The organism is Duncaniella sp. B8, assembly GCF_005304985.1.
GTDB classification, from domain to species: domain Bacteria; phylum Bacteroidota; class Bacteroidia; order Bacteroidales; family Muribaculaceae; genus Duncaniella; species Duncaniella muris.
This window is the reverse complement of record NZ_CP040121.1, coordinates 2,064,904-2,087,654: the sequence shown is the minus strand read 5'-3', so window position 1 is coordinate 2,087,654 and position 22,751 is coordinate 2,064,904. Positions and strand designations below refer to the sequence as shown.

The following is a 22,751-nucleotide window of genomic DNA, read 5'->3' as shown; positions in this document are numbered from 1 at the left end:
ATGAAACTCAACAGATTACTGATAGCGTGTGTCTTAGCGGCCCTCTTCGGCGTGAGCAGCTGCACGAAGAAAGACGATTCGGCCAACCGGCTTGTGATTCTCCACACAAACGACACCCACTCGGCCATCGACCCCGACCGCCACAACCTCGGCGGCGTGTCGCGGCGCGATGTGCTGATCGACAGTGTGCGCGGCGCTAATGAAAACGTCATGCTGATTGATGCCGGCGATGCAGTGCAGGGCTCGCTCTACTACACCCTCTTCGGCGGAGAAGTGGAGCGCAAGGTCATGAACGCTATGGGCTATGACATACAGATTCTCGGCAACCACGAGTTTGACAAAGGCATGGAGCAGCTCGCCAAGGAGTGGAAACAACTCAACGCCGTGCGCCTCAGCACCAACTATGACTTCAGCGAATCGACCCTCGAAGGCCTTTTTGTACCCTCGATGATGAAAAAGATCGGCGACAAGACCGTGGGGTTCATCGGCATCAATCTTGATCCGGCGGGAATTGTGACCGAGTCGAACTACACCGGTGTCAAATACATCGACGGCGTAAAGGCTGCCAACGAAGAGGCCGCCCGGCTCAAGAAAGACGGCGCCGACATGGTGATTGCCGTGACCCATATCGGCTATGACAACGAGCCCGGCTACAGCGACCTTGACATCGCCAGAAACTCACGTGACATCGACGTGATCATCGGCGGTCACTCCCACACGGTGATTGACCCGGCCGACAAGCGCGCCGGAGTGCCCGCCTGGAGAGTGGCAAACGCCGCCGGCGACACTATCAGTGTGCTGCAGACCGGATCAAGCGGTGTGAACCTCGGCGAGATCGACATCAACCTTGACACCAAGGAGGTCAGCGCCAAGCTGATCTCCGTTGACAGCCGTCTGGACAGCCGCGTTGGCTCGAAGATCGAATCAATCGTGGCCCCCTACCGCGCCAAAGTCGACTCGATGCGCTCGCAGGTGATAGGCAACTCGCCTTTCGAGTTCGAACGCAAGTCGACAGAGATGCTCAATCTGCTGAGCGATTTCGTCAAGATCCGCGGAGAGGAAATCTGCGGAAAGCCTGTCGACCTGGCCATCATGAACAAGGGCGGTATCCGCAACTCACTTGCCGCCGGCCCCATCACCCAGGGCGAGATCATTGACATCGCTCCGTTTGACAACTCTATAGTAGTCATCGAGATCAAGGGCCAGGATCTGATAGACAACTTCGGCATCATGGCCGCGCAGGACGGCAACGGAGTGAGCGGCAATGTCAAGGCGGTCTATGATCCCTCGACCAAGGCTGTCAACAGCGTGACCATCGACGGCAAGCCTATTGACCCGAAACGCAGCTACCGCCTTGCCACGATCGACTATCTCGCCGCAGGCAATGACTATATGGAGCCTCTGAAAAAGGGCGTGACTCTCGCCAAGAGCAATGAGGTGCTCTATAAAATACTCATCGACTACATCTCGGCCGGGAAACTCGACAAACTGCTGTCGGCTCCTGACAAAAAGGCCCGCATGACAAGTTTCTAAAAAATTCCCTCAGACAATGAACGGATGGCTTACATTGGGCTTGCTTGTCATAAGCAACATTTTCATGACTTTCGCCTGGTACGGACAGCTGAAGCTGTCGGAAATGAAGGTCATAACCTCGCAGACCCCGCTGATGCTGGTGATCCTGCTCTCATGGGGCATCGCGCTGTTTGAATATCTCTTCATGGTTCCGGCAAACCGCTACGGTTTCGCCGGCAACGGCGGCCAGTTCTCGCTGCTTCAGCTGAAGGTCATGCAGGAGGTTATCTCACTGGTGGTGTTCTCGATTTTCACCATAGTGTTTTTCAAAGGCGAGGCGCTCCACTGGAATCACTTTCTGGCATTCTGCCTGCTGATAGCGGCCGTCTATCTGGTCTTTATGGACAGCTGAAAAGTCTCACTCTCCTACGTGATAAAGATTCATCCGGCAAGCCTGACAGTCGAAGTCGGCCCGGAGTCTTACAGGTCCGCTGATCAAGGTCAGCGGACCTTTCCATTCCTTGCCGGAGGGTTCGCGAAGACACTTTCCGAGCTCGCGCCGCAGGCAATAGCGGGTGGTCATTACCGGAGCCTGCGAGTTGTCTCCGCCGGTTTCCACGGCAGAGCCTATGGCCGATGCTCCGTGATCGCTGTAGAACTCGCGGGCAAGGCGGTTGGCCACGTTGTCATGGACCGTAAGCACAGAGCCTTGGGGAAGCCCTGCATCAGGCTTCTCAGGGAGCCGGTAGGAATAGGAATAGGTCATGCGTGAGGCGCGCTCCAGAGCCTCCACGCAGTCGCGGCGAAGCGAGGCAAGGGCTGAGGCAGGTATGAAATAATCGCCTGCAAGGTCTACTATACGGCCTGCATGATAGACGGTGGCGCCGAGCTTGTCGAGAATCTTGCGGCGCGGGGCGGCCTGCGGGGTGACGGCGGTCTGCAAGGGTGAGTCGAGTGTGGCCACTACCGAGGCCGAGACTCCGCGCTCGTCAGTCATCTCAAGCATCAGGCGGTCGGGCAGGCGGAGGTGGAGCGACATGTCGACCGCCAGCGTCCGGCGCGTCTTGGCCGCGGTGATCTGATCGTCGAAATTCTTGTCGCGGTTGCGGTAGAGCGCAGTGCCAGCCGGAATGGTCTGGGGCGAGGCCGGGAAAAGACGGTTGCCATCCGCACGGTTTAGCCTGAAGCCGGTAAAAGCTCCTGCAGGGGTAAAAAATCCGAGACCGTCGCCGTTGGCCAGAGGCGCGTCGAGGCGTGCGGTGATGAATTTTGCATTGCAGGCGGTGACTGTGCCTATCTTCTGGCCGATGGCCTTAGGGCTTGCCATTGAGGCCATTCCCTTGGCAGGGGCGCGCCCGGTGAGGAAATAGGGGGTGAATCCGCGGTTGAAACTCTTTTCGAGCGAGGGACTGAAACCGAGGCTGACACTTCCGGCCGACTGACGGACATAACGGCCGCCGCTCTCGCTGACCAGGCGGTCGAGAATGCGGCTGTAGGCTCCCACCGTATTCTTGACATAGGCATCGTCCTTGAGACGGCCTTCGATCTTGAAGGAGGTGACTCCGGCCCCGGCCAGTTCGGGCATTACCGACGAGCGGTTCAGATCGCGCAGCGAAAGCAGATGGCGGCCGCTGACAAGCTGACGGCCGGAGCCATCGACAAGGTCAAATGGCAGACGGCAGATCTGGGCACACTCTCCGCGGTTGGCGCTGCGGCCGGTGGTGACGAAACTTGCACGGCAGTCGCCGCTGTAGCTGACACAGAGCGCACCGTGGATGAAAGCTTCGAGCGGAGTCTGAGGCACTGCGGCATGAATTTCGGCTATCTCTTTCAGAGAGAGCTCGCGGGCAAGCACCAGGCGTGAGAAGCCAGCATCGGCCAGAAAACGGGCCTTGGCGACATCACGGATGTCGCACTGGGTGCTGGCATGAAGCTCGATGGGTGGCAGATCCATGCGCAGAAGGGCCATGTCCTGGACTATCAGGGCATCGACACCGGCACGATAGAGCTCACCGACAAGCCTTTCGACTGATCTGATCTCATCGTCATAGACAATCGTGTTGACGGTGGCATAGATCCGGGCGCCGAACCTATGGGCGAATTCTGCAGCCCGTCCTATCTCGGCCACGGAATTGGCCGCGGCCCGGCGGGCACCGTGACTCGACGCGCCGATGTAAACCGCATCGGCACCTGCCGTGACGGCGGCAATAGCGGTGTCGGCCGTGCGGGCCGGAGCAAGGAGTTCGAGAGGAGTTGCAGTTGATTTGCCCATATGGAGTCCGTTGTGTTAAATAGCGTTAAAACAGAATGTTTATATTAAACCTTAGCGCCTTTGTCGAGTCAAAAAGACATAAAACGTAATAGAATTAGCTTTTTGATTATAATGATTGCTCTGCGTCGGCTCGTGAAGAGTGGCGCAGAGCACGTTTTTTACGGTGGCGGCTGACGCAGACGGTCAGACTGTCAGCAAAGCGAAAACCCTCGCGGCGCTTTCTAATAAACGCTGCGAGGGCTGTGATTATTGCCGGAGGGTGGCATCATCCACCGATGAAGTTTTCCATCAGCGGAACGGGGTCTTATCCCTCTATGAAGCTGTCAAGAGATCTGACGGCTTCGATGCACATGCGTGAATTGTGGTAGGGACATTTCCAGAATCCGGCCTTGTCATCGGCGGTGTTGACTGAACCGTCGGCCCGGCGCGACCAGTGCCACTCGCCGGCGGGGTCCACAAGATTGTCGGCTATGTAGCGCCATGACTGCAGGGCGCGGTCGAGCTGCACGGGCTGTCCGTGGAACTGCGCGAGCCAGAGCTGCCCGATGACGTTTTCAGCCTGCACCCACCAGTGCTTGTCGTTGTCATAGTTTCCGGCGGGATGGCGCTCGTAGACCATTGACCCGTCCACGCAGCGGCCCTGAAGGGCAGCCTGGGCTATATGGGCCGTGTGGTCGAGGGTCTTGGCGGTCAACTGCGGGTCACCGATGACGTGGGCTGTCTCAAGCAGCAGCCATGAGGCTTCGATGTCATGTCCGTAGCTCTCGGCTCCGGGCTGGATGTTCCAGTCATCGTCAAAGAAGAGAGTCAGATGGTGGCTGACGGGATTTTCGATGCGGTCAAGGAAGATCTGAAGCAGATTGACGGTGGCTTCCTCTACATCGGCCACACGTGTCTCCAACGATGCCGGACATTTTTCTTTCAGCGCGCGGAGCAGGTTGGTGTAGCCTTCAAGGATGTGGAGATGGGTGTTCATGGTCTTGGAGGCGTTGGCGTCATGGTCGCTCAGGCGCATGTCGGCTATCGGCTGCCAGTCATGGGTGGTGGCCTCGATATAGCCGTTTTTCACGCGGTCGCGCGAATGGGTCTCGATGGCGTCGAAAAGCTCTGTAGCGAGGCGCAGCGACTCTTCATCACCGCAGGCGCGATAGTATTCCGCGAGACCGTAGATGATGAAGGCGATGGCGTAGAACTGCTTTTTGGTGTCGAGGGGCGATCCGTCGGCGTTGAGACTCCAGAAAGCGCCGCCGAATTCGCGGTCAATGAAGCGGTCTGCAATGTAGTTGCGCGCACGGGTGGCCGCCGCGAGATAATCGGGGTTTCCGGTGGCGAGAGCGGCTGCGGAGAATGACCAGAGGATGCGGGCATTGAGTATGGCGCCCTTGGGAGCGTCGGCATCGAGATTGTCAGAGCCGTCGCGGCGGCCATAGAAGCCTCCGCGCGGATCGGTCATCCGGTCGAGCCAGTAAGGGAGTATGTTGCAGGTCAGGTTGTCAAGCAGTTCCTGACGGAAGACTTTTAGAGTTTCCTGATTCATTTCTGAAGAGTTGATACGGGGTTCTTTATAAGAGGATGTTTAGAGGTTGTAAAAAAATAACCTCTTAGAATAGGCCGTTTCAGACTGGTTCGACGAAGCGGTCGGGATCGTCATCAACAGGTTGCTCACGCTGGAGTTTGAGCCGGGCCACGATATCTTTCATCTCTTTGGTGCCGAGCGGATAGAGCCAGACTATGAGCATGGAGAGGAGGGCAACTCCGGCAGGGATGAAGGTCATGAGCATCCAGAGACATTCTATGGCGCTTGCGGGCTGGACTATGCTCATTCCCTGGTTGGCATCGGTGCGTTCGATGTAGCCGCAGCCGCTGAGAAGCCACATGACTGCCGCGCCGCCGATGGCTCCGCCGAATTTCTGGGCCATAGAGGCCGAGGAGAAGATGAGGCCGGTAGAGGCCGAGCGGGTTTTCAGTTCGGAGTAGTCGCTGATATCGGCATACATTGACCATACGAGCGGCGCCATCACGCCTGTGAGCACCGAGATGACTATCTGGAGCAGGAGCATCATCAGCAGACCGCCGTTTGACTCAGGCGAGAGGGTGAAGAAGATCACGCTGAAGATGATGAGCAGGGCGTCGACCAGAATGAAGGTGGGTTTCTTGCCGAATCTGTTGGTGACGGGCACTGCGAGAGCCACTCCTACCATGTTGGCAACCTCGCCGACTCCGAGGAAGAGGCCGGAGTAGAAGAGAAGCGAGAGTGAGAAGATGGCTATGTGCTGTTCGCCTCCGATGATGTCGGCGAAGAAGAATGCCACAGTGGCACCGCGCACGGTGTTGAAGAGGTTGAAGCAGAGCGAGGCTCCGTTGAGAAGCCACCAGGGTTTGTTGGTCAGCAGCGCCTTGAGGTCTTTGCCGAGTGAGGCCGAGCTGACGGTGGTGAGCTGCTCGCGGGTGAAGTTGAAGCACAGGAGGAAGAGGACAAAGCAGCAGGCTGCTATCACTATCATGGCAAACTGCCAGCTGCTCTGGAGCGACATGCCCATCGAGGTGGAGAAGAACTTGCAGAGGGGATCCCAGGCGAAGAGGGCTATGAAGGAGCCTCCGTAGGCGAAGAACATGCGGAAGGATGAGAAGACGGTCTTTTCCTGCGAGTCGTCGGTCATGACTCCGAGCATGGCTCCATAGGGGACGTTGATGCCGGTGTAGACGGTCATCATGAGGATGTAGGTGACGTAGGCCCATACGAGTTTGGCTGCATAGCCCCAGTCAGGGGTGGTGAACAGGAGTATGCCGCAGATTGAGAAGGGGGCGGCCACCCACAGCAGGTAGGGGCGGTATTTGCCCCAGCGGGTCTTGGTGCGGTCGGCGACGATGCCCATCATGGGGTCAGAGACGGCGTCCCAGATGCGGGTGACAAGCAGGAGCACACCGGTGTCTACAAGACTTATGCCGAATACGTTGGCATAGAAAAACGGGAGGTAGTAGCTGAAGACTTTCCAGAACATGGACGAGGCCATGTCACCGAAGCCGTAGCCTATTTTTTCTTTTAAAGGAGCCATATCAGAATTTGAGGTAAGAAGACGTAAATGTGGGGGGTGGAGAGGTTTCGCGTCGGCCCGGCGGGGGCTGACTTCTGGAGTTTGTGTTTCTTGGAGCTTGTTAAAGAACCAACCTTTTAATGCTTTTAATGCGAATTGGCCCAATCGTCAGTCAATCGGGCCAATTCGCAGGTGGGTTTTATTCGCCGAGGATCTCAAGATTGCTGTCGATCAGGCGGTTGAGAGTGCGGACCGATTCCGAGGTGGAAAGTCCGTCTTCAGGGGTGTTGAGGCAGTAGTCCACAAGGCGGTCGATGGTCGATGTGGCAACGTGCATGCGGGTGTCAGACGATGCGTAGTAGATGAATACTTTGCCGTCTTCGTCGGCGATCCAGCCGTTGGTGAAGAGGACGTTCATCACGTCGCCGATATATTCGCCGCCCACCGGAGCCATGAAGTAGCCGCCGGGCGATGCGATTTTCTTCCAGGGCTCTTCAAGCGAGGTCATGTAGAGGTAGAGGACATAACGCAGGCCTGAGGCGCAGCCGCGCACGCCGTGGGCAAGATGGAGCCAGCCTTTGGAGGTCTTGATGGGGTGCGGGCCTTCGCCGTTTTTGGTTTCCTTGATGGTGTGGTAGTAACGGCGGTCAATGATGGTCTCTTCGGTTACTTCGGCATTGGTGATGTCGTCGATGAGCGCCCAGCCGATGCCGCCGCCGCTACCGGTGTCGATGAAGCCGTCCTGCGGGCGGGTGTAGAGGGCGTATTTGCCGTTGACAAATTCAGGGTGGAGCACTACGTTGCGCTGCTGCGACTTGCATTTCAGATCCGGGAGGCGTTCCCAGTTGATGAGGTCGTGGGTGCGGGCGATGCCGCAGGCTGCTGTGGCTGCCGAGAGATCGCCGGGGCATGAGTCATCATGACGCTCTACGCAGAAGAGGCCGTAGACCCAGCCGTCTTCATGGTGGGTAAGGCGCATGTCATAGACGTTGGTGGCAGGATCTTCTGTGTCAGGCATGGTGACGGGGTGAGGCCAGAAGCGGAAGTTGTCGATGCCGTTGGGGCTTTCGGCCACTGCGAAGAATGATTTGCGGTCGTTGCCTTCGACACGGACCATGAGGATGTATTTGCCGTTCCACTTTATGGCGCCTGAGTTGAGAGTGGCGTTGCAGCCGATGCGCTCCATGAAGTAGGGGTTGGTGGCGGGGTTGAAGTCGTATTTCCATGTCGGGGGCACCATTTCGGCTGTGATGACCGGGTTGGCATAGCGCTCGTAGACGCCGTTGCCCTGAATCGGGGTGTTGGGACGGGTGACGAGTTCCTCGTAGCGGGCAAGGACAAGATTTTTACGATAATTGAAAAGATCCATCTGTTTAGAGGCTTTTAGAGACTGTTTTTTGTTTTTGTTATATGTATGACTGAGCTGTGGACTGGGAGAGAGTGGCGTCCGGGGTCAGTCAACGAATATCGGTCGGGGTGTGGAGTGGAATTTCCGGAAGTCTGCTTCGGCGGGATGGCCTGTGTAGGGGACGTAGAAATGGTTGGGTTTCTCGGTCTCGATGGCGTTGCGCCAGACGCAGACGTAGGCCACGGGGATGCTGTCGATGGCCGGAAGAAGCACTTGGGTGTACCAGTCGGCTATCTCAAGGCCTTCAAGTCCGGTTTCGGTAAAGGCTGCGATCTTGCCGCGCTTGCGGGCTTCGTCGACCACGAAGGGGAGCTGCGAGCGGATGCGTCCGGTGTACTGCTCCACACCTTTTTCGCCGTCGAAGTGGTAGATGTCGGTGCCGAGGATGTCGACGTAGTCATCGCCGGGATATGTGGCGAAGTATTCCTCGCGGGTGAGGTCTTTGTCAGGAGAGTAGGCCCAGAGAACGTTGTCAACTCCCGCGGCATCGAAGCCCCGGCGGGTGCGTTTCCACAAATCGATGTATTCCTCAGGAGTTGCACTGTCTTTGCCCCACCAGAACCATGAGCCGGAGTTTTCGTGCCAGGGGCGGAAGATTACCGGAATGGGGTTGCCGTCGGCGTCTTTGAGGGAGGCTATGAAGCGGGCCGCACGGCTGATCCAGGTGTCGAGGGTGTCGGCGAGAGCCTTGTCAGAGGCTAACTGGCGCAGGGGGGCGGTGGAGACATCCCAGGAGTTGCCGCGCGAGGAGGGGTTGACGGGGTGCCAGCTGATGGCGTTGATGCCTCCGCGGCGGTGCTGTGCTGCGATCTGCTCGGCCATGAAGGCGAAGGGCACGCCGTCGAGGTTGCGGGCAGAGTCGAGTTCGATGAGTCCGAGATCCCAGCTCATGAGTCCGGGATACTGGCCGGTGACGTTTCTGACATCGGAGGAGTCGGCGGCATAGGCCCAGCGGTGGCCGTAGGCTGTGTCGTCGTGGTGGCCGAAGAAGAAGCGTCCGGAGGCGGATGCGGAGTCGAGGCGGGCTGCGAGCGTCTGGACGGGCGTGAGCGAATCAGCGGGCATCTGTTCGGAGTTTGTTTTGCCGGAGCCGCAGGCTGTGAGGAGACAGGCGGCGGCGAGGGGCAGAAGATAGTGTTTCATAAAGATAGTTTCTATTGTCTGTGGGGAGCGGGGGCGTGATGTTTCAGCCGAGGATGACTTGGACGCTGTTGTCGGAGCCTTCGGGGCAGAGCGGTATCACGTTGCCCCGGACGGGGGTGCCGTTGACTATGACCTGTTTCACTCCGCGGCTGACGTGGGCGGGGTTGGTGACGGAGATGCGATAGCCTGCGCCACGGAAGCGGCGGCTGACTTCATAGCCGTCCCAGGAGGCGGGGATGCAGGGATCGACGACGAGTCCGTCATAGCCGGGACGTATGCCGAGGATGAACTGAGTGATGGCATACCAGTTCCAGGCGGCTGTGCCTGTGAGCCATGAGTTTTTGGCTTCTCCGGGGCGGGCGGCGTCTTTGCCGGCTGTCATCTGGCAGTAGACGTAGGGTTCCACCTTGTGGAGGTCGCTCTTGTCTTCGAGATAGGCGGGACAGATTTTCTGATAGTATTCCCAGGCGCGGTCGCCGCGGCCGAGGACGGTCTCGCCGATGATGACCCAGGGGTTGTTGTGGGCGAAGATTCCGGCGTTTTCCTTGTAGCCTGCGGGATAGGTGGAGATTTCGCCGTAGTCCATGACGTATTCGGTGAAGGCGGGGTTGTTGAGCACGATGCCGTGTTCGCAGTCGAGATATTTCTTCACTGAGTCGAGCGACTGTTCGAGCATGCCTTCCTCAAGTCCGATTCCGGCCATTGTGCACCATCCCTGCGATTCGATGAAGATTTTGCCTTCTTTGTTTTCATGAGATCCGACCTTGCGTCCGAAGTAGTCATAGGCGCGGAGGAACCATTCGCCGTCCCATCCGTGGGCTTTGACGGCTTCGACCATCGCGTCGACATGGGTGCGTGCGCGGTCTGCTTCGGCGTCGAGGCCCATGCGGCGGCAGAGTTCTTCGTAGTCGCGGCCGTAGATGACAAACTGGCCTGCGATCATGAGCGATTCGGCTTTTGAGCCTTCGGATCGGTTTTCAGTTGTCTGGAATGACTCGTTGGGGTCATTGGAGAAGCAGTTGAGGTTGAGACAGTCGTTCCAGTCGGCGCGGCCGATGAGCGGGAGTCCGTGGGGGCCGAGGTTGTTGATGACGTGATCAAAGGATACTCTAAGGTGATCCATCAGCGAGACTTCTGATCCTGGCTGATTGTCGAATGGGACCGGTTCGGAGAGGATGGAAAGGTCGCCGGTTTCCTTGATGTAGGCCACGGTTCCGAAGATGAGCCACATGGGGTCGTCGTTGAATCCGCCGCCGATGTCGTTGTTGCCGCGCTTGGTCAGTGGCTGGTACTGGTGGTAGCAGCCGCCGTCGGGGAACTGGGTTGATGCGATGTCGATGATGCGCTCTCGGGCACGTGCGGGGATCTGGTGGACGAAGCCCACGAGGTCCTGATTGGAGTCGCGGAAGCCCATGCCTCGGCCTATGCCGCTTTCGAAGAATGATGCGGAGCGGGAGAAGCAGAAGGTGATCATGCACTGGTATTGGTTCCAGATGTTGACCATGCGGTCGAGGCGCTCGTCGCCCGAACGGACTGAGAAGCGGCCGAGAAGTTCGTCCCAGTATGTGCGGAGTTCGGCGAAGGCTTTGTCGACTTTTTCGGTCGTGTCGAAGCGGGCCATCATGGTGCGGGCGGGAGCTTTGTTGATGATTCCTTTTGATTCCCATTTCTCGTCCTGGGGATTTTCGATGTAGCCGAGCATGAAGATGAGGTCGCGCGACTCTCCGGGGGCGAGGGTTATTTCAAGATAGTGGGATGCTATGGGCGACCATCCGTGGGCCACGGAGTTGCGCGGGCGGCCTTCGATGACTGCGTCAGGCTCGTCGAAGCCGTTGTAAAGTCCGATGAAGGTCTCGCGGTCGGTGTCGAAGCCGTTGACGGGGGTGTTGACGCTGTAGAACGCGTAGTGGTTGCGGCGTTCCTTATATTCGGTTTTGTGATAGATGGTGGAGCCGTCGATCTCGACTTCACCTGTGGAGAAGTTTCGCTGGAAGTTCTCCATGTCGGTGGCTGCGTTCCACAGACACCATTCTATGAATGAAAAGAGTTTGAAGCTCTTGGGGCTGTCGGTTTTGTTGGTAAGGGTGAGCCTTGTGATTTCGGCATGTGTTTCGAGGGGCACGAAGAAGAGGGCTTTTGCTTCGAGACCGTTTTTCTCGCCTTTGATGACAGTGTAGTTCATGCCGTGGCGACACTCGTAGGCGTCGAGCGGAGTTTTGGTCGGTTTCCAACCGGGATTCCAGACGGTGTCACCGTCTTTGATGTAGAAATATCGACCGCCGGCATCCATCGGGACACCGTTGTAGCGGTAACGTGTGATACGACGGAATTTAGCGTCCTTGTAGAAGGAATATCCGCCTGCGGTGTTTGAGATGAGAGAGAAAAAGTCTTTGTTTCCGAGGTAGTTTATCCAGGGCCAGGGGGTCTTGGGCTCGGTGATCACATATTCGCGGTTAATGTCGTCGAAATAGCCGTATTTCATTTCTTTATATGGTTAGTTAGTTAAGCAGCTCTTCAGGATCAAACGATATAATAGCGGTTCAATTTGTCAGAACCACGTATGCAGTCTGAAGACTTGCAAAGGTAACTAAAAAAGGTTTCGCGGGAAATGGATAAAAAGAGGAAGAGGGTATCGGAATGTTGCCGTATAGTACCATTTTTGATACCCTCTTCCTATGATTAAGTCCGAGAGGATTATTTCAGGCTAAAATCGCCCTGGTTGAGAACGAGGGGATTGTTGAGCACGGTGTTCCACTCGCCGTTGAGGTTCCATGTGAGGAAACCGGGGCCGTTGGCATCCTGCTCATACCATCCCATGAAGAAGCTCCAGAGGGCGCTGTTTTCAAACTGTGAATCGGGGTCGAGAAGATTACCTGTTTCGGTAAGCGCGATGATCTTACTGCCGTTGACGGCTTCCTGGATCAGGTTGAAGATGGCTGACTGGTCTGACATTGCTTCTTTGTAGATGTCAGTGCCGACTATGTCGACATAGGCGTCGCCGGGATATTCCGACTGGAGTGTCTCGATGTCAGCGAGGTCCATGCCATAATTATAGTTGGCGGTCCATACCCAGATGAGGTTGTTGAGGCCATAGTCATTGGTGAGAGTGTCATGGAGCCAGATCCAGAGTTCTTTGGTCACCTCTACTCCTGAGTTGCCCCACCAGAACCATGTCCACTGGTATGCTCCAGCGGCTTCGTGGAAGGGACGGAAGAGCACGGGGATGTTGGCATCCTGGAGGAGTTTGAGATAGCCTGCGAGTTTGGCCACGTCGGCGGTGGCTACTGTGTTTTCGCGGGTGCCGGGTGTGAGGACTTTGGAGGCGTCGAAGCCTTTGACTTCTTTGGTGTCGCGGCAGGTGAGTTCGAAGTAGACTCCGGTGACGGTGTAGTTCTGTCCTGAGACAATGAGTCCGCCATTGCGCACTTTTTCGGCTGCTTCGCTGTTGAGGCGCACGCGGTATTCTCCGGCTGCGATCTGATCGGGGGTGAGGTCGAAGTATTCAGTCGATGACATAAGTCCGCCCCAGTCACTGTCTTTGAGAGAGCCCTGAGCATCGGCGGCTGCGTCCTTGAACTTGACCACTATATAGGTGCCGTCGCCGGCGTTCTGCCAGAATGTCATAGCGTCAGGCACTTCGGCTTTGTCGAGTCGAAGCGCGCCCCAGTTGCCGATTTCAGACTGGCCGACCCAGACTTCCATCGGGACGTTCCAGTGCCAGCAGACTGCGGGGATACTGCCGGCATCCCAGACGGTCTGCACGGGGGTGATGTCGCCGTAGTCGATCCAGTTGGAGGGCGATGATGCGAGGTGGATGTAGTCGAAGCCGACGATTGCGGGGAATTTGCCTGAGTTGTTCTTGATGAGGTCGCAGAAGGCAGTGCCCCATGCTACTTCACCCATAGCTCCTGAGAGCTGTTTGTTGCCATAGTTGTCAAGGAGTAACTGGTAGACTTTTTTGGCTTCGGGGGTTGCGTTGGGGTTGATGAGCGACTGCGCGAGGTTTGCGACGTTGACACCGGTGTTGGTGTTGAAGGTGATGGTCATTCCTTCGGCCATTACTTTGGGGTCGTCGCTGCGGTGGAAGGCTCCATCGGGGATCACGAGGGTGTAGTCTGTGTATGACTGCAGGGCCACGGGGATGATCACCTGCATTCGGTTTTCAGGATTGACCACCGGTGCGAGGGTCTGGCCGTTGAGGGTGACAGGCTTGTCGAGGTTGATTCCTACAAGGTTGTTGTAGTCAAGGGTGATCCGGTCAAGCGTGTTGGCGCGGACTGTGACACCGTCGGCTATCGACACCGAGCGGTTGACCATTCCGAGGCCGTCAAGCATGTTGTAGCTGTTGTCATCGTCGTTACAGGCTGAGAGCGACATTCCGACGAGCGCAGCGATGAAGTAATATTTAAGTTTATTCATTTCAGTATCTGATTTTGGAATTCCCGCCTGCGGACACCGCCGGTGCCCGCAGGCGGGGATCTGTCAGTCGGAGTTGATTATTCGATGGTTACTTTGTTGAGGATATAGCCCTGACCTGAGAGGACGAGACCGCCGTTGGCCACAAAGTCGTCAATGATCGCCTGGGTCATAGTGACTTCAAGGAGATTGTTTTCGGGCTGGTCGATCTGGCTGTAGACATCGTCCGGGAGGTTACCCCAGCCCTGTCCGTGACGGACTGAGACGCACCACCATTCGCCGGGCGCTACGGTCGGGGTCATGTAGAAGCGGAGGATCTGACCGGGTTTGACTGCAGACCAGTCATAGTTGTCCCAGGCGAGGTCCTGGTTGCCGCCCCATGCGCCGCAGTCCCATGAGCCGGACCAGATTGTGGTTTCGAGTGAGATTTCCCATTCGATGTCTACCTTGTTGAGAACAAACTGAGATCCGGTGATGATAAGACCGCCGTTGGCAACGATGTCAGCAAGGACTTCCTTGGTAAGGACTACTGAGAGGACTCCGTTTTCAGGATTTTCATACTGGCCGGGGATCGGGTCGGGCAGACTGCCCCAGCCATCGCCGTGACGGAGCGATACGCACCACCATTCGCCTTCGGCTACGGTGGGAGTCATGTAGAGGGTCAGGATTGCGCCTTCGGGCACCTGGCTCCAGTCATAGCCGTCCCAGGCGAGATCCTGATTGCCGCCCCAGCCCGTGTTTTCCCACATGCCTGACCAGATTGTCATGCCTACGTGAGTTGCGGGGATGACTGCGATGTCATATGAGATCGAGCCGTTTGACGACAGGAGGGTAAAGTTAGAGTTCTTGCCGGCTGATCCGGGCACCTGGATGATGAGGGATGTGCCGTTGAGGATGTATTGCACGTTCTGGCCGTTGACCTGCACGCCGGTGAGTTTGTCGGCATTGGCGATGGTTACGACGAATGTCTCGCCTGCGCGGATTTCAACGTCTTCGCCGGGGAGGGCTGTCGCATAGGCGCATTCAGGGGCTGAGAGTTCTATGCTGCCGACTTCAACGGTCTCGCCGTTGGTGAGGGTGAGGGTCACGTCATTGGCTCCGGCCGCGAGGGTGGCGGGTACTATTACTGAGAATTCAGTGGCGGTGGGGTTCTTCACTTCTACAGTGGCTGCTGAGGCGAAGGTGATCGAGGCTACGTTCTGGAGGTTGCGTCCCTTGACGGTGAGGGTGCCGGCGAGGGCTGCGGGAACGGGGTCGAAGCCTACGGCCTCAGGCTTGAGGGTGGAGACCTCAACTTCAACGGTGGCTCCGGAGGCTGTGTTGAGCACGAGGTTGCCCGACCGGGCGCCTGCGGGAACAACGAGGGTGATCTCTGTGGCCGACTGTGTTTCGGGGGCTACGGCATCTTCAACGTTGGGGAAGAGCACGTCGGTGATCAGCTCCATGTTGAGACCTTTGAGTTTGATGACGTCGCCGGCCCAGATGTCTGCGGCGGGTTCTGCCACTACGTCCTCAGGCACTGCGACACCGATTGTGGCTACGGCTACCTCTACGCCAGATGCGGGGATCATGCGGATGGTACCGTCAGAGACGTTGGCGGGGAGGACGAATGTGAGTTCGGTGCCTTCGTCGTTGACGGAGAACTCAACGTCGTCGCCGTTAGGCATCACGATGCGGGTTGCGAGGCTGAGGTCTGTACCGGTTACGGTTACGGTGTTGCCGGGCTTGACGTCGGTGAGGTCAAGGACTTTTTCAACGGCCGGGAGGACAACTGTCAATTCTTCGTCAGAGTAGATCCAGTTAGGCATTTCTTCAGCTGCATCGCTGAGGATGATCTTGCCTGACTGGGCTTCGGCGGGAACGACGAGTTTGATTTCGGAACGTGACTGGGCAAGGAAATCATCTTCACTTACGGCAACATCCTTGCTGAATATCACTTCGTGGATAAGATTGAGGTAATCTCCTGCAATGGTGATCTCATCACCCGGCCTTGCTTCAAGCGGAGAGATGCTTTCGATAGATATCGGTTCAGTGAAAGAGATTGGAGTTTTGGTAGTGATGGAACCTTTGGCATGCTTAAGAGTCACCAGTCCAGGTTCTGCATCCTGTGGCACGATAATTCGGATTTCGTTGTCCGAAATGATCTTTATATCTGTTATTTCACCGGATCCAGGAATCAGGACTGCCTGAATCTGCTTCAATCCTGAACCGAGGAAGCGCAGTTCGCCTCCACGTGCTACGGGACACGGGCCGAATACATTAAGAGATACGCCTCCCACATATTGGTTGGTGTTGAGGTCATTGTCATCGTCACAAGATGTAAATGTGACACCTGACAGCATCAATGCACCAGCCATTAGCAATGCTGAGAATTTATATTTGAAGTTCATTGTTATTCGTGTATTAAAGTCAGCGAATTAATTATTCGGAACAAGGCGGATGTTATCAATGGCGATATAGATCTGACTTGTCAGCTCCGAAGTCTGCGAGCCGGCATATACAATAAATGTAAGACCGGAGAATGATTCTGCGCTCAACGGAACTTTAGGGGTATCCGCATAACGGGTGAAGACAAAGTTTGAGAGCGGGATAGACACTGTGGTCCAACGGCCACCGGTGTCATAAGATCCTGTTGTGCTCCAGGGGCTCCAGAGAGCTCTCGAGTTGTCATCACTGCCGATATAAGAGTTGGTCGGATTATCCTCCATGTTGACCTCGGCATAAGAAGTAAAGATACAGTTCAGAGCGACACCGGTCCAGGGTTTAGAAGAAGGAATGCAGACTTCAAACTTAAGAGTATAGTCCTGCCAGTTTGTCGGATCAAAATCGTCGCCGAGCATTGTGCTCAGTTCCGGATGTCCGTCAGTCACATTAGGCCAGTAGTTGAACGATACAGCATCCTCATCAGGCCAATCTGCGTTGGTCATTGATTCCTTATTGAAAAGGATATAGTTGCCGTCAAGAGGTTCTATTCCATCTACAGCACCAGTCTGCAGGACATCTGCGCCCGAACGCCAACCGTTGCCTATTTCGAGACCATTGACACCGTCCCAGTCGAAGAGCATGCCACGAGTGTCACGATAGTGCAAAGAACTCTGTCCTGTTCCATAGATTGATGTTACTGAAATAGAACCTTCAAGGTCAGCATTATCAGGAACGATGACGTTGAAAGAGTTTTTGGTAATATTCGAAACCTCCTCAGCCTTGACATTGCCGGGGAAAGTGGCGTACAACGGCACGTTAGGATCGTCAATGAAGAAGTCGCCATAGATTGTGATTTCCTCTCCGGGTTTTGCCCACTCATTTGAGACGGAAGTAATTACCGGTTTCGGAACAAGGACTTTGAAGTCATATTCAGTGGTCTTTCCGGCCTTGTTGACCATATAGATCTTATTTGTCACTTCCTCAGGAATACCGCCGGGGATAGCGACAATAAAGGTATGGTCTGTCAGATAGCTCGTGTTCAGGACCGCTTTCTGGTCATTGAAATAAATTTCATTGATGCTGCGAAGATTGTCACCGACAAGACAGATGACGCTCTCCATGTATGCTGCTTCGATAAGAGAGTCAGCCGATTCCACTGAAGCCATACGGACATATTTGACAACCGGTGTTCCACCCGTAGCTTCAAATTTATCAGGCTGATCCTCGCATGAAGTGAGGGCGAAGCCCAAGACTCCAGACAGCAGGATTATCGAAGATAAATATTTATTTAATTTCATGTCTTGATATACTGGTTAGGGGGTATTAATAGGAATATTCTGAACGGACATCCACACGAATCGGATCTTTCATCAGCGAGGGATTGAATACGATATCGGTTTCGGGCAGAGGAAGAGTGTATTTCGACTTGTCGACTGTAATGTTGGGTTCCATTTCATCTGCGTAGCGTACCGAAGAAGTGACTTCCCAGCGGCCTGTTTCATAATATGTCTTATAGAGGTCATCAAGTCCGTAATAAGTAGATCTGCGCTGGCTTTCAAGCTCACGGCTGCAAGCTGCGGCATCGTAATAGCTGCGACGTACGTAGTCAAACCAACGGTCACCTTCAAAAGCGAGTTCCAGACGGCGCTCTTTCCAGACATCATCAAACGAAACGGAAGCAGGACGAATTGCACCGTGGACGGCGCGTGAGCGCACAGCATAAAAAGCATCAATTGCCGATGCATCGGAAGTCGAAGAGTTATTGCCTATTACAGCCTCGGCATAGATGAGATAAATGTCCGAAAGACGGAGCAGATGGGTTGCAAGACCGTTGGCCTGTTCCTGCGGATAATAGCCGAGGCCCTGATAGTGATCCTCCGAGTTTCCATAGAGGTGTTTAACCTGATTTGCTCCGGTTCCGGAGTTCAGCTGATATGTTTTACCGGGAGCATACTCTTCATCATAGAGGAACCGCAGATAGTCAAAACCACCTTTATTGCGCCAGAACTGGGAATAGACATCACCAGGCATCATCATAGTGGCTTTGCGGCGGGTATCGGCAGAGGGGTTCTGCTCAGGCGAACGCAGAGGGCTCACGCCGAATGCCTCCTGAAGATCGACAGAAGGAACTGTCCAGTCACCCCAGCACTGTCCGTAGCTGTCAAAACCGTTCATACCGACCTCCTGCTGCAAATAGTTGTTGGCAGTCCAAGGATCGCGCGAACCATACCAGGCAAGAGTAATCAAGGCTTCCTCATTCTTATTAAATTCAAGTTTGAAGTTGTCCTCATAGTTAGAGAGCAGACTGCGGCCAGAATTGTCAATGACATCTTTTGCATAACGGGCGGCGGCATCAAGATCATCCTGATTGCGGCTGCCATCCAGACCAAGGCCTGAACGGGTCAGAAGAACTTTTGCCAACAGGCCTTCAGCAGAATAATAGTCAATGCGACCGGGTTCATATTTTTTGCCCTCAAGGAGTCTAAGAGCCTCTTCAAGTGTCATCACAATATATTCGTAAATATCCTGACGGTCCACTTTAGGCTTTGTATTCGAGATGCCGGCACCGATTTCCGAACCGTTGTCATGAACCAAAGGCACATCGCCCCAAAGTCTGACAATATAGAAATAAGCAAGTGCTTTCAGGGTCAGAGCCTCACCCATAGCGCGTTCCTTGGCATAGCTGGAAGCGTTGGCGCCTTTCAGGAGTCCGTAGACGGTGTTGCAGTGCGCATTAGTCTGCCAAAGGGCTTCCGAGCAGGATCTGATTTTCGCATGGCTTCCATCAACAGAGAAGAGAACGAATGGAGCATTGTCACCGCTTTCGTGACAGTTGCCGGCAAGGTCTTCCGTGATATGATAAAGCTGCTGAAGCATGTCGTTCCAAGGCATAGAATAAAGATAGTTGACACCCTGGGCACATTCTTCATCACTCTGATAGAACTGGTCTACAACATAGCCGTCTTCTTTCGGACGGTCAAGGAAATCCTCACATGAAGAGAAGCCGAGTCCCATCAAGGCAACAGGAATGCAATATTTTAAATTTGATATTTTCATGATTTGGAATCTGAGAAGTTAGAATGATACGTTTAAGCCGAATGAATAGACTGTCGGCGAAGGATAACGACCATTGTCAAGTCCATAAACATTGGCAGATGACGAGCTTGCACCGATTTCAGGATCATAACCTTTATATTTGGTAAAGGTGTGAAGATTCTGCAGATTGCAATAGACTCTAAGGTTTTCGAGTCTCATTTTGCGAATCAGTCTGGATGGGAAAGTATAACCTAAAGTAATGTTCTTGATTCTGATATAGGAACCGTCTTCTATATAGCGGTCGGAGATGCGGTCGTTTGCGTTAGGATTACCAGTTGTAAGACGCGGTATTTTAGTCTTGTAGTTTTCCACGCGAACATTGGTGATATCATCATACCAATACTGTCCGTCAGGATAAACCTTGGTCGGGTCAATGGGCACGAGCTTGGCCCGGTCGTTGACAACAGCCAGCTGATTTCCCCACGAAGAAGTCATTTTTGTAAGATTCTTCGACATATAGTTCATCACCTTGTTGCCATATGAGCCGTTGAGGAAAATCGAAAGGTCGAAATCCTTATATCTGAATGTGTTTGTCCAGCCGAAAGTAAATTTAGGCATGGGAGAGCCAATATCAGTACGGTCATAAGCATCAATTATGCCATCGGGCCTGCCCTCAGGACCGCTGATATCCTTGAACTTGATGTCGCCGGGCCATACGGTCTGATTTCTGTTGAAAACTCCGTTTGTCGGATAGGCGGCAGGCTTCGGAGAGTTCTGAATATCTTCAAGATCGCGATATACTCCGTCGGTTACATAACCGAAGAAATTGTAAAGAGATTTGCCTACTACCGAGCGGGCTACTTCATCAGACCACTGGCCATAGCCCATGATGACCGATGCATCACTGCCGTCGATCTTGACAAGTTTATTCCGGTTGAACGAAATCACAAAATCCGATCCCCATGAAAAATCCTTGGTTTCAACCGGACGGGTATTAAGTGTGATTTCAAGACCCTGATTGCGGATGTCGCCGTAGTTGCCCCAAGGTGCTCCAAGTTGAGAAGATTCGTTTCCGTTTGTTCCCATATAGGTCGGAAGCTGCTGCTGCATGAGCATATCCTTGGATTCCTTGGTATAGAGGTCGAGAATGAGGTCAATGCGATTATTCAGGAAGGAAAGATCAAGACCGATATTCCACTGTTCCTGAGATTCCCATTTGATATTCGGATTGGCGATCTGAGTAGGACGATAGCTGACTCCAAGACCGGTCATGATGCGTGAGCTGAGAGGAGAACCCCACAGATAACCCTGATTTCCGGCATTACCGGTCTGACCCCAGCCAAGACGGAGTTTACCGTTGTTGAACCAGTCGGATATACCGGCGAAGAATTTTTCATTGCTGAAACGCCATGCACCGGCTACTGAGTGGAATCCGGCCCAACGGTTGTTGGGGCCGAAGTTTGAAGATCCATCGTAACGATATGTATAAGTCAGCATATAGCGGCCGTCCCAGTTAAGAGTCTCGCGGGTGAAGAATGAAGCCATAGCGCTTGAACCGTAACCATTTGTAAAGGCTTGTGTTCCGGTTCCGAGATATGGATTATGTACAAGGTCATTGGGGAGGCGGGTATTGGAGATTCGGGTATCCTCATATTTGGATTCCCAACATTCCTGACCAAGCATTATCGAATAGTTGAGCAGACTGATCTTGTCGCTCCATGTAAGGTAGTTCTTTACCTGCCAGAAAGTATATTTACTACGCGACATCGCCGCAGAGTTCTCATCGCGCTTCCAGGAACCGAGGTCGATCACCGGTTTGTAAGTCTGTGCTTTTACCCAGTTGATATCATAGCCAAATTCAGAGTGCCACACGAGTTGCTTTACAGGCTGAATTTCCAAGAAGAAATTGCCGTTGAGTTTCTGACGGCCAAGTTTGATTTCATCAAGCATCGCGATTGCTACGGGATTGGGATTGGTCTGACCTTCGCGCACAATGGTCGCATAGCTTCCGTCGATATTATAGATAGGTATATCCGGATTGGTTGTAAGCGAATAGTTGACAATACCGCTTTCAGAATCTGCAAGTTTCAGATTTTCATCGGTATTGGCATAGTTGGCTGACAAACCGACTTTAAGCCATGATTTCAGCTGAGAGTCAAGGTTTACACGGAATGAATAGCGCGAAAAATCAGAGCCGATGATTGTTCCTTCCTGATCCATGAATGATCCGGAAATATAATACTGTACTTTTTCAGTACCTCCCTGTACACCGACCTGATGCTGATGCTGGAGTGCGGTGCGGAAGATTGCATCCTGCCAGTTTGTACCTTTTCCGAGCAGTGAAGGATCTGAAAGATAAGGGTCTGATTTTGCCTGACCGTCAGCGACAAAATCATTAAAGTATTCAGCGTATTCACGCAGATTCATGATGTCGAGACGCTCGTTCTGGCGCTGCCATGCGACCATGCCGTCATATGTGAACTTGGCTTCGCCGGCTTTACCGCGCTTGGTGGTGATGAGCACAACACCGTTGGCGCCCTGTGCACCATAGATGGCGGTTGCAGAGGCGTCTTTGAGGATTTCCATCGAGACAATGTCTGAGGGGTTGATAGTGGAAAGAGGAGATACCGATGTGACATCGCCGTTCCCAAGAGCATCTCCAAGACCCAGCTGATGACCGCTTGAACCGCCTGCAGACTGGACAATCACACCGTCAATAACGTAGAGTGGCTCTGCGTTGGCGTTAATGGTGGCCTGACCGCGGACACGGATAGAACTTGACGAACCGGGGGCACCTGATGTGGTCACAGCTGATACACCGGAAGCACGTCCCTGAAAAGACTGGTCGATATTGGTAATGACAGAGCCTTTGATCGCATTTTCGCCAAGCGAGGTTGACGCGCCGGCGAGGTCGCTCTTTTTCATTGTACCGTAACCTACCACTACGACTTCGTCGAGAAGTTCTGAGTCATCTTCAAGGGTGACGGTGAGGTCGGTGCGCCCGTTGAGCGCTACTTCCTGGGATTTCATTCCCACGTAAGATACTATGAGAACGGACTTTGTCGACTTCACTTTGAGTGCGAAGTCGCCGTCGATACCGGTGGCGGTACCGTTGGCGGTGTTGCCCTTCTCTTGCACTGTCGCGCCGATAAGCGGTTCGCCCGACTTATCCTGCACGATACCTTTAACTGAGACCTGGGCGACGGCGGAGAGCATGATGCATAGCATCAATGCCGTCAGCAGACCTCTAAGGCCAAAATTTTTACTTTTCATATTGCAATTTTAAGGTAAGAGATATTGGTTTTAGAGTTAATGAATGCGTTTATATGTGGTTTACTTTTCACTACGATATGGCAAATGTAGTGCAAAGTCGGCGATGCGACTTACACTTTTTTATCACCTACTAACACTTTTTTGCAAAGAATCGATATTTGCGTTAAAATATGATACTATTTTAACATAAACTGCGTTAAAACCGTTCTGTGTATTATGTACAATAAGCTGA

General features: G+C 54.1%; 13 protein-coding genes. 2 read left to right on the top strand and 11 right to left on the bottom strand.

Features of this window, described 5'->3' with window-relative positions:
- Together FDZ78_RS08885 and FDZ78_RS08880 are read left to right on the top strand one after the other, a co-directional pair.
- Complete coding sequence (locus FDZ78_RS08885) at nt 1-1,533, top strand: bifunctional UDP-sugar hydrolase/5'-nucleotidase (protein ID WP_136408436.1); 1,533 nt, start codon at nt 1-3, stop codon at nt 1,531-1,533.
- 16 nt (nt 1,534-1,549) lie between these two features.
- Nucleotides 1,550-1,924: a DMT family protein gene (locus FDZ78_RS08880; protein WP_123398642.1), complete on the top strand. Its 375-nt coding sequence runs from the start codon at nt 1,550-1,552 to the stop codon at nt 1,922-1,924.
- A 6-nt stretch (nt 1,925-1,930) separates the two neighbouring features.
- Here the strand turns inward: FDZ78_RS08880 and FDZ78_RS08875 are convergent, their stop codons facing one another.
- The 11 genes from FDZ78_RS08875 to FDZ78_RS08825 all read right to left on the bottom strand — a co-directional run bounded on the left by FDZ78_RS08875 (nt 1,931) and on the right by FDZ78_RS08825 (nt 22,462).
- Nucleotides 1,931-3,784, bottom strand: a complete 1,854-nt coding sequence (locus tag FDZ78_RS08875; protein ID WP_136408435.1) for a U32 family peptidase — start codon at nt 3,782-3,784, stop codon at nt 1,931-1,933.
- Nucleotides 3,785-4,088: 304 nt separating this feature from the next.
- Nucleotides 4,089-5,321, bottom strand: coding sequence for an AGE family epimerase/isomerase (locus FDZ78_RS08870; RefSeq protein ID WP_136408434.1), 1,233 nt, complete (start codon nt 5,319-5,321; stop codon nt 4,089-4,091).
- Nucleotides 5,322-5,400: 79 nt separating this feature from the next.
- Entirely contained in the window at nt 5,401-6,984 is a 1,584-nt protein-coding gene (locus tag FDZ78_RS08865) for an MFS transporter (protein ID WP_370291848.1), read from the bottom strand.
- 34 nt (nt 6,985-7,018) lie between these two features.
- Nucleotides 7,019-8,188 carry a glycosidase gene (locus FDZ78_RS08860; RefSeq protein ID WP_123611119.1) on the bottom strand — a complete coding sequence of 390 codons (1,170 nt, stop codon included), beginning with the start codon at nt 8,186-8,188 and terminating at the stop codon, nt 7,019-7,021.
- 84 nt (nt 8,189-8,272) lie between these two features.
- A complete protein-coding gene (locus tag FDZ78_RS08855; RefSeq protein WP_123398646.1) occupies nt 8,273-9,370 on the bottom strand; it encodes a glycoside hydrolase family 26 protein in 1,098 nt (365 codons plus the stop codon).
- A gap of 43 nt (nt 9,371-9,413) precedes the next feature.
- Entirely contained in the window at nt 9,414-11,852 is a 2,439-nt protein-coding gene (locus FDZ78_RS08850) for a GH36-type glycosyl hydrolase domain-containing protein (RefSeq protein ID WP_136408433.1), read from the bottom strand.
- Nucleotides 11,853-12,064: 212 nt separating this feature from the next.
- Nucleotides 12,065-13,789, bottom strand: a complete 1,725-nt coding sequence (locus FDZ78_RS08845; protein ID WP_136408432.1) for a glycosyl hydrolase — start codon at nt 13,787-13,789, stop codon at nt 12,065-12,067.
- A 77-nt stretch (nt 13,790-13,866) separates the two neighbouring features.
- Nucleotides 13,867-16,176: a hypothetical protein gene (locus FDZ78_RS08840; RefSeq protein ID WP_136408431.1), complete on the bottom strand. Its 2,310-nt coding sequence runs from the start codon at nt 16,174-16,176 to the stop codon at nt 13,867-13,869.
- A gap of 27 nt (nt 16,177-16,203) precedes the next feature.
- Nucleotides 16,204-17,508, bottom strand: coding sequence for a glycan-binding surface protein (locus tag FDZ78_RS08835; protein WP_136408430.1), 1,305 nt, complete (start codon nt 17,506-17,508; stop codon nt 16,204-16,206).
- 25 nt (nt 17,509-17,533) lie between these two features.
- Nucleotides 17,534-19,267: a RagB/SusD family nutrient uptake outer membrane protein gene (locus FDZ78_RS08830; RefSeq protein WP_136408429.1), complete on the bottom strand. Its 1,734-nt coding sequence runs from the start codon at nt 19,265-19,267 to the stop codon at nt 17,534-17,536.
- Between the two features lie 18 nt (nt 19,268-19,285).
- On the bottom strand, nt 19,286-22,462 hold the full coding sequence (locus FDZ78_RS08825) for a TonB-dependent receptor (RefSeq protein WP_240597679.1): 3,177 nt from the start codon (nt 22,460-22,462) through the stop codon (nt 19,286-19,288).
- Between the last annotated feature and the right edge of the window lie 289 nt (nt 22,463-22,751).

Excerpts from the sequence above, each read along its gene's own strand:
- FDZ78_RS08885 (WP_136408436.1), top strand. The coding sequence starts at position 1 with ATGAAACTCAACAGATTACTGATAGCGTGTGTCTTAGCGGCCCTCTTC.
- FDZ78_RS08880 (WP_123398642.1), top strand. The coding sequence starts at position 1,550 with ATGAACGGATGGCTTACATTGGGCTTGCTTGTCATAAGCAACATTTTC.
- FDZ78_RS08875 (WP_136408435.1), bottom strand. The coding sequence starts at position 3,784 with ATGGGCAAATCAACTGCAACTCCTCTCGAACTCCTTGCTCCGGCCCGC.
- FDZ78_RS08870 (WP_136408434.1), bottom strand. The coding sequence starts at position 5,321 with ATGAATCAGGAAACTCTAAAAGTCTTCCGTCAGGAACTGCTTGACAAC.
- FDZ78_RS08860 (WP_123611119.1), bottom strand. The coding sequence starts at position 8,188 with ATGGATCTTTTCAATTATCGTAAAAATCTTGTCCTTGCCCGCTACGAG.
- FDZ78_RS08855 (WP_123398646.1), bottom strand. The coding sequence starts at position 9,370 with ATGAAACACTATCTTCTGCCCCTCGCCGCCGCCTGTCTCCTCACAGCC.
- FDZ78_RS08850 (WP_136408433.1), bottom strand. The coding sequence starts at position 11,852 with ATGAAATACGGCTATTTCGACGACATTAACCGCGAATATGTGATCACC.
- FDZ78_RS08845 (WP_136408432.1), bottom strand. The coding sequence starts at position 13,789 with ATGAATAAACTTAAATATTACTTCATCGCTGCGCTCGTCGGAATGTCG.
- FDZ78_RS08840 (WP_136408431.1), bottom strand. The coding sequence starts at position 16,176 with ATGAACTTCAAATATAAATTCTCAGCATTGCTAATGGCTGGTGCATTG.
- FDZ78_RS08835 (WP_136408430.1), bottom strand. The coding sequence starts at position 17,508 with ATGAAATTAAATAAATATTTATCTTCGATAATCCTGCTGTCTGGAGTC.
- FDZ78_RS08830 (WP_136408429.1), bottom strand. The coding sequence starts at position 19,267 with ATGAAAATATCAAATTTAAAATATTGCATTCCTGTTGCCTTGATGGGA.
- FDZ78_RS08825 (WP_240597679.1), bottom strand. The coding sequence starts at position 22,462 with ATGCTCTCCGCCGTCGCCCAGGTCTCAGTTAAAGGTATCGTGCAGGAT.